Consider the following 319-nt stretch of genomic DNA (forward strand, 5'->3'; position numbering starts at 1 on the left):
TATGCGATGATCGCCTTTTTCTCTCTGGCGGTGGTGCTGATCTCCCTGAATATTATTGATTCCCGGGCCGGGCGTGAGCTACGGGCGGTGCATGGCTCTGAGTTTGCCGCGCAGATGATGGGGGTCGATACCGTGCGGACCCGTATTCATGTGTTTGTGTTGTCGGCGATGCTGGCCTCTCTGGCAGGCAGCCTGTTTGCCCATCAGCAAGCCTTTGTCAGCCCGGACTCTTTTGGTTTCTTTTTCTCGATTGAGATTGTCACCATGGTGGTGTTGGGCGGCATGGCCTCGACCTTTGGCGCCGTTTTCGGGGCGGTAA

1 protein-coding gene is annotated in these 319 nt (G+C 56.7%); it reads left to right on the top strand.

The genetic code is table 11. The features are described 5' to 3' along the window. A partial coding sequence (locus BGP75_RS21490; protein ID WP_143821143.1) for a branched-chain amino acid ABC transporter permease occupies positions 1-319 on the top strand: 319 nt, incomplete at both ends.

Source organism: Motiliproteus sp. MSK22-1, assembly GCF_001968815.1.
Lineage (GTDB): Bacteria > Pseudomonadota > Gammaproteobacteria > Pseudomonadales > Balneatricaceae > Motiliproteus.